Annotated in this window: 6 protein-coding genes and 6 pseudogenes; 4 read left to right on the forward strand and 8 right to left on the reverse strand. The window is 35.8% G+C overall.

Annotated features, from left to right (window positions below):
* Nucleotides 1-12: 12 nt before the first annotated feature.
* Nucleotides 13-156 (reverse strand): annotated as a pseudogene (locus FTU66_RS13180) (antitoxin HicB); the annotation flags it as partial.
* Here FTU66_RS13180 and FTU66_RS13185 point away from each other — a divergent pair.
* Nucleotides 156-380: pseudogene (locus FTU66_RS13185) on the forward strand (efflux RND transporter permease subunit); the annotation flags it as partial. The pseudogenes FTU66_RS13180 and FTU66_RS13185 overlap by 1 nt on opposite strands.
* An 84-nt stretch (nucleotides 381-464) precedes the next feature.
* On the opposite strand, the gene FTU66_RS13190 reads toward FTU66_RS13185, so the two are convergent.
* Together FTU66_RS13190 and FTU66_RS13195 are read right to left on the reverse strand one after the other, a co-directional pair.
* On the reverse strand, nucleotides 465-1,352 hold the full coding sequence (locus FTU66_RS13190) for a cation diffusion facilitator family transporter (RefSeq protein ID WP_127800877.1): 888 nt from the start codon (nucleotides 1,350-1,352) through the stop codon (nucleotides 465-467).
* The gene (locus FTU66_RS13195) at nucleotides 1,339-2,070 is read right to left on the reverse strand and encodes a transglutaminase family protein (protein ID WP_005245162.1); all 732 of its coding nucleotides are present in this window, start codon (nucleotides 2,068-2,070) and stop codon (nucleotides 1,339-1,341) included. Before FTU66_RS13195 ends, FTU66_RS13190 begins: the two co-directional genes overlap by 14 nt.
* Before the next feature lie 79 nt (nucleotides 2,071-2,149).
* Between FTU66_RS13195 and FTU66_RS13200 the strand changes: the two genes are divergently transcribed.
* Nucleotides 2,150-2,563, forward strand: a complete 414-nt coding sequence (locus FTU66_RS13200; protein ID WP_179989169.1) for a Cd(II)/Pb(II)-responsive transcriptional regulator — start codon at nucleotides 2,150-2,152, stop codon at nucleotides 2,561-2,563.
* Nucleotides 2,564-2,604: 41 nt separating this feature from the next.
* Here the strand turns inward: FTU66_RS13200 and FTU66_RS13205 are convergent, their stop codons facing one another.
* Entirely contained in the window at nucleotides 2,605-3,804 is a 1,200-nt protein-coding gene (locus FTU66_RS13205) for an integrase arm-type DNA-binding domain-containing protein (RefSeq protein ID WP_005245164.1), read from the reverse strand.
* Nucleotides 3,805-3,989: 185 nt separating this feature from the next.
* Nucleotides 3,990-4,091 (reverse strand): annotated as a pseudogene (locus FTU66_RS13745) (recombinase); the annotation flags it as partial.
* 490 nt (nucleotides 4,092-4,581) lie between these two features.
* On the opposite strand from FTU66_RS13745, the pseudogene FTU66_RS13210 reads away from it, so the two are divergent.
* Both FTU66_RS13210 and FTU66_RS13215 read left to right on the forward strand, forming a co-directional pair.
* Nucleotides 4,582-5,058, forward strand: a pseudogene (locus FTU66_RS13210) (transposase); the annotation flags it as partial.
* 33 nt (nucleotides 5,059-5,091) lie between these two features.
* Nucleotides 5,092-5,355: pseudogene (locus FTU66_RS13215) on the forward strand (integrase core domain-containing protein); the annotation flags it as partial.
* 120 nt (nucleotides 5,356-5,475) lie between these two features.
* On the opposite strand, the gene FTU66_RS13220 reads toward FTU66_RS13215, so the two are convergent.
* The 3 genes and pseudogenes from FTU66_RS13220 to FTU66_RS13230 all read right to left on the reverse strand — a co-directional run.
* Nucleotides 5,476-5,994, reverse strand: a complete 519-nt coding sequence (locus tag FTU66_RS13220; RefSeq protein WP_154320120.1) for a hypothetical protein — start codon at nucleotides 5,992-5,994, stop codon at nucleotides 5,476-5,478.
* Nucleotides 5,984-6,562 (reverse strand): hypothetical protein, encoded by a 579-nt coding sequence (locus tag FTU66_RS13225; RefSeq protein WP_179990664.1) that lies wholly within the window; start codon nucleotides 6,560-6,562, stop codon nucleotides 5,984-5,986. Before FTU66_RS13225 ends, FTU66_RS13220 begins: the two co-directional genes overlap by 11 nt.
* 3 nt (nucleotides 6,563-6,565) lie before the next feature.
* Nucleotides 6,566-6,838: pseudogene (locus tag FTU66_RS13230) on the reverse strand (IS4 family transposase); the annotation flags it as partial.

The following is a 6,838-nucleotide window of genomic DNA, read 5'->3' on the forward strand; positions in this document are numbered from 1 at the left end:
ACAAACTGCCTACTATATTTTCCCGGAGAGTGGTGTAGGAACTTTTTCATTATTGCTAATCATATCAGCGACAACATCAGCAACGAGCTCCTCTATTCCTGAGAATGCTTTAGACTGATCCGCATCAAGCCAAGACAATGATGGAAACTCAGCACATCATTCGTTTAAGACCTATTTTAATGACGGCACTGGTCGCAAGTTTAGGTTTTATTCCAATGGCGTTAAACACTGGAATTGGTGCAGAAGTACAACGACCACTAGCAACAGTTGTTATCGGCGGTATTGTATCTTCTACAATTTTAACTTTGTTTGTATTGCCTATTTTATATCAATGGGCGCATGGCTCTGAGAGTAGCAAACAGCAATCCGACGAAATTTAAAATCAAAAAAAGCAGCTTAATTACTAGGTTATGCCTAATTAAGCTGCTTTTAATATTGTATGCCCAACATTTTATTGATAAAGCTTACTGCGCTTCATCCCGACAATTTTCATTTAAAAACTCAAACTCTATCGTTGTATGCGATAAATGATAGGAAGATAATTTAGCTGCAACTTCTTGTTTAAGCCTAATTAATTCTTTAACGTCAAAGTTGTCACTCAGCTCAAGGTGCGCTGTTAAAACGTGACTTTCACCATCTAGTGACCAAAAGTGCATGTGGTGGATACCATTAACTTCAGGAAATTCCATTAGTGATAGTTTAATACGCTTTTGAGTCTCTTTATCGGGTGCAGCTTGAAGAAATAAAACGAGTGTTGATTTCAGGTTTTTGAAAACATTAAACAAGATGAACAGCGTGAACCCTATTGATAAAAGGGGATCTAATATCGGCAGTTCAGCGAACAACAGTACGATAGAGACTATAAGAACGGCAACCCATCCAAGTACATCTTCAAGAAGGTGCCATGTCAGCACTTTCTCATTTAATGTTTCACCCGCTTTTAATTTTAATACAGCATATCCGTTAACGGCAACGCCGAGTATCGCTAGCCCTAACATCCCCTCGACTACAGGCATTTCAGGATTGGACAGCTTTGGAATTGCTTCAAATAAAATCCAAATTGAGCCAATGATTAAAACAATACTGTTTATCAATGCGCCAAAGAGAGTAAGTCTACGATAACCATAACTAAACTTATCTGATGCTTCTTTATCTGAAAAACGACTTAAAATCCACGCAAAACCTATTGAAAGACTATCACCAAGATCGTGAACTGCATCTGCCATTATCGCCGTACTGTTAGTGAGCCAACCACCTATAAATTCGATAATAGTGAATGTCACATTAAGGAAAAATGCCCAACCAATACGGTCATCTTTACCATGTTGATGACTATGATTATGGTTGTGCATTTTGTACCTCTAGTACTTTTCTATTTCTTAGTTTTGATACATTCATATTAATCAAGTGACGTATCAAGCGTTGATATATCCAGCGTTTGAACCCCGACAAGTTAGTCCCTTTTTCGAGATAGAACTCATCAGGGGAATCATAAAGCCCAAAGTCATCATGAATACCTTCTTTTTGAATATAGGTATTTTCTCCACGCCAATCTGTATCTGGTGATGAAAAGCACTTTGTTGCAACACCATAACCACAAAAATCATCTTTTACTTGGTCAAATTTCTCCTGTAGAGAGCTTAAGTATTGCTCATCCAATATAAAGCCCTCTAAGTTTATCCAACGCCCTTCAAAGTAAACTTCTACCCAACTATGAATGATGTATTTAGGTGCTAACCAAAATACATAGCTTGGGATAGCACCTTTTTGTAGTTGCTGGTCTATGGTAAACCCATGAAATCGGCATTGAATGCCTAGTCCACGCAATAGTGCCATTAACAGATTACCCTTAGTATTACATTGTCCATAACCATCTGCTAGCACATCGCTTGCTGCAATATCATCGCTTTCATTATAACCAAAGAAAATCTCATCTTTTACAAACTGATAAGCGGCACCAATTTTGTTGAAGTTATCCAAGTTTTTCCACCTACGTTGATCGATCAAGGATTGGATATCTTTGTGTTCAAAATTAACGATATTCGTATTGTTTAAATATTTCTCAGTCATTTTTTATATATCCTTTTCGTTGCATACTTATACTATAGACTCTATAGTAACTATAGAGTCAAATGTCTGGGGGAAATTGATGAAAATAGGCGAATTGTCAAAAAAATCGGGCTGTTCAATACAAACGATTAGATATTATGAAAGAGAAGGATTTCTGTTAAATCCAAATCGTTCAGAAGGTAATTTCAGGCTGTATGATAGCAAAGCACTTAAACAATTGGAATTCGTAAAGCATTGTCGCAGCCTAGATATATCACTCAATGATATTAAACGTCTTATCGAATTAAAAAATAAGCCAGAAGAAAGCTGCTCTAGCGTTAATGCATTAATTGATCAGCAACTTGCACTAGTGAATAAACGCATGAAAGAATTAAGGGCGCTTAAAGCTGAATTACAACAAATGGCTAGTGCTTGTGGTTCGAACAACCCAACATACTCATTATATTCTGCTGACCATGTAACACGGCAAGTATATTGTTTACTATCCATTTGAAACCCCATAATGTTTTAAGTCTATGTATAAAAGTACGATTTTCACTTAGCAGTACTTAAATAATCACCCCACCACTGCATCATTTCAGTCCGCTGGGCTAAATAGTCAGCGTGATTATAGCTGGCACGGGTACGGTTCTTATCAATATGTGAAAGTTGTGCCTCAATCCAGTTATCCTGGAACAAACCTGAGTCATTCAAAATGGTACTAAAAGTGGAACGTAGTCCATGAGAGGATAATTGATGTTTTCCATAGCCCATCTTACGTATAGCCATATTTAATGTATTAAAATGAATCGGTTGATTATGTTTCCGTGGGCTAGCAAAAATGTACTTTTCACCGTATGACCATTGCATGACGTCTTTTAAAATATCTAAAGCCTGATCTGAAAGTGGAACTAAGAAGTCGGGAATCTCATGGCCTAATATGACTTTTCGTCGAAACTGTTTAATATGCAAGGCAGGTATTTTCCAGACTTTTTCATTTAAATCAAAATGATGAGGCTCAGCCAATAACAATTCAGCCCCTCGCACGCCAGTATGTAATTTGAACAGCAGTGCTTTTTTAATAATCGGATGGGCATCCAATTTTTGTAATTTATACTTAAAATCAGATATATCCTCCGCTTTCAAATACGGATAATTTTTCTTGATTTTACTGTTAATGGCGATTTTATTTAAACCATGCGCGATGTTGAATTCACAATAACCCATCGCTACAGCGTAGTCATAAATTTGGTTCAAATAACTACAAGCTTTCTTGACAGGTTCTTTTACTTGGCGTCCCTCTATTTTTTTGATTACTGAAACCAGGTCATAACGCTTGATGTTTTGAAAAGGTAGATCCTGAAGGTCTGGATAAATATCTTGCTGTAAGCATCTTTCTGCTAACTGTAGTACACCACAGCGGGGTAGATCGTTGAAGGCATTTTTCAGTTTGAACTGTAACCACTCCTCCCCGACCTTACCAAAGGTGATGACATTAGAGGCAGTATCTTGTTCAAAACAGAAATCATTGTCTTTAAAGTCATCTCTGACTTGTCGTGCCTTTTTCAGCGATAAATCAGGATAACGACCTAACTGAATGCGTCGACGTTTTTTAGTTTGTGGATCTGTATAGCGATAGCACCAAGATTTTCTTCCACTCGGCTCAATCTTCAGGCTAAGCCCATCTTCATCGGATAAAAAACTGGTTTTTTCCTTACAATGAGCTTGGCGAACTTTAATTTCAGTAAGACTCATGGAATTTAAATGAAACCTAACAATGGGTTGATTGGATCAATTATATCAAAATAGAACGCTTTATGTATGATGCGTACACTACGCATCATATAGATTTGTAAAGTATTGTTTTATAAATTTATTATTCAATATACTTTAATTTTAGTAACCAGTAGGAGTACCACTTCTTTTTTAGTTCTCAAATATCACGTTTTTTTTGACGCAATGATTCTATCTCGGACTTCGTCAGCTGTTTTACGAGAGATGAGGATATACTTTACCTCCCACTCTGTGAGCCTTTCAACGTCTCACGGCTCTATTTAATGTTATTGAATAATCAATGGATACCAGTAAAGCCTTTTAGGTCTGCTATTGTTTCTAATACAATAGTCTCCACGATCAAGGATTGGACTCAATGCATATTCCAGCATAAACCTACCACCTATTCCTATTCGCACCCTACCACTCATTCCTATTCCAAATCGGCCACTTAGGGTTTATTCAGTAATAGAATTTAAAGGCTTTATTGCCCAAACCTATATTCTTAAAAGCTTATTCAGCAATATAATTCTTAGATAAATTGCATATTCTTATCGTAAAGGACACTGATTCTTCTTTCATTTGGACAGTTACTATGAATTCACTTCCGTCCTAATAATCTGCCCCAAAAGCTTTTTGGCTTCCGATTCGGATCGGCTTTGTTGCACAAATACCTAAGAATATGATTTTATTAAATTTATTCTTAGGTTGAAATTTTCACAAACCTTTAAAAATCAGTGCCTTGCAAAATGTTTATGCAACAAAGCCTATTTAAATCGGCAACTTGAACATATTGATAAGTTAATAAATAATCACATAGATCAAGATCCAACATTGAAACAGGATTTGAAATTACTGCAAACTATTCCTTCAATCGGTGAACGATCAGGCTTATTACTGTTGGGGTTATTTCATTCGCACAAGTTTGAAAAAGCAAGTCAAGCTGCTGCATATGTAGGTTTGGTTCCAGTACATCAGTTGTCTGGCAGTTCAGTCAACAAGCAAAGTCACTTATCAAAAGCAGGTGACAGTAAAATACGCTCAGTATTGTATATGTCGGCATTAACAGCGATTAAATATAATCCACACATTGAAGCTTTATATCAACGATTATTAAGCCAGGGTAAAAATAAAATGTGTGCTTTAGGTGCTGCAATGCGCAAGCTTATACATCTGTGTTATGGCGTTTTAAAACATCAGACTGCCTATCGAAGAGATTATTTAGTGGTCGAATAATCTCAAAACCTGATTGACTACCAAGACGGTATCTCAGGTCCCGAATTTATCAGTCACGAATTTGTGCGCTGGGCTACTGAGCACGGTATTCGTATTGAATATATTCAACCGGGTAAGCCACAGCAGAATGCGTATATTGAACACTATAATCGGACCATACGTTATAGTTGGCTGAGCAAGCATTTATTTGATACTTTGGATGAAGTACAAGATTATGCAACAAACTGGTTGTGGCATTACAACCATGAAAGACCACATCAAGCTAACAAAGGAAAGCCACCTCTAATGGCTGCTTAACCTCTACTTTTAACTTCGGTTATTTATTGAAGGATTACCTTAAAAACTATTAATGTAGCTCCATTTTAAATAAAGAACCGCTTTTTTATTCAAAATAGGGTAGGAACGACTTTAACTAAATCAGTAAGGAATACTTAATGAAATATATCTAATCTCACCTATATTGTTATATGAAATATATATTGTAAATGGAATATCTTCAATTTTCCATTTTTGGCTTCTAACCACGCCATCATCATTCTTAATAAATAATGGCACTCCTAATATATTTTCAATTTCAGCTTTATTCATTGAAAATTTTAAATTAAATGGCAGTTCTTGTTTATATTGAGAAAAGCCTTCCACACCATCATTATAAAAAAATATAGTCGTTAAGTATATTTTTTCACCAGTTATGGGTTTGTCCTCCTGATTTAAATAAAAAGACTCATCAGTAAATATAAAACCCAATCCCTCATCATATTTACTAATATAAAAATTATACTCATCCAATAAATCACCATCTTCATCATAAATTGGTAATTTAATTTCCTCTTGACTTTTCACAAATTGATTTTTAACAAAAAAATCAACTAATTTTTCATCAATATTTGACTTACCCAACAGTGATATTAAATGATCAATAAACTTATTTGTCATTCTTTCTCGCCTCCTCATCCATAATATTTTTCAAAAATTTATCATAATCAGCATTATTTTTACAGCTCAATGTAGTACATGCTTCTTGCAACTTTGTAACGTACTCAGGCGTTAATTTTTTTGCATTATCTATCATTGCCTCAGAATCCCTAATTTGTGCTGCTTGTAAATCATTTGCATCATTTTCAATGAGTCCTTTATTATTTTTTCCTGCATAGGTTGGACCTGCGGCATGCACCTCATTTGGTACAGTTACACTCATTCCTTCATTAATAATACGATTTTTCTCTGCTTGAGTTAAGGGCGCTTCCTTTAAGTCTTCAGCTCTCTTTAATAATGCAGCTTTAGACGGCTGATGATCTCTAGCCACGGTTCCATCTCCAGTGACTTTCTTTTGATTTCCATAATTATCAACCCATCCCACATCAAGAGATTGCTTTTGATTTATTTCAATATCAGCATCTTTCCCCTTAGTGACACCTTTACCTACTCCAGCACCTACAACTCCAGCCACAGCATTAATTAAATATTCTGCACCTTGTTTATTTTTTTCCTCTGTACACGACAAATTTCACAGAACCCTTATCCTATCAGGATTCTGCTTTCTTAAAATTGCCAAAATTTCCTTAAACTCTTCTTTTTTCCCAAAACCAATTAAACGCTGAATCGCCATTTGAACATAGTCTAAACCATAGCGAAATAAACTCATTGAGAGTCGTCCATGCTTCTTTATTTTTATCGCTTTTTTTTGATTATGTTGCCATTCACCCGTTAAGTAACACCAACAGAAGCTTATAGCTAACACCGCAATCAATTTTTTCACTCGTCTAGGGTCTGTCAAGCG

It is taken from the genome of Acinetobacter sp. YH12131, from assembly GCF_013418635.1.
Classification (GTDB): Bacteria; Pseudomonadota; Gammaproteobacteria; order Pseudomonadales; family Moraxellaceae; genus Acinetobacter; species Acinetobacter towneri.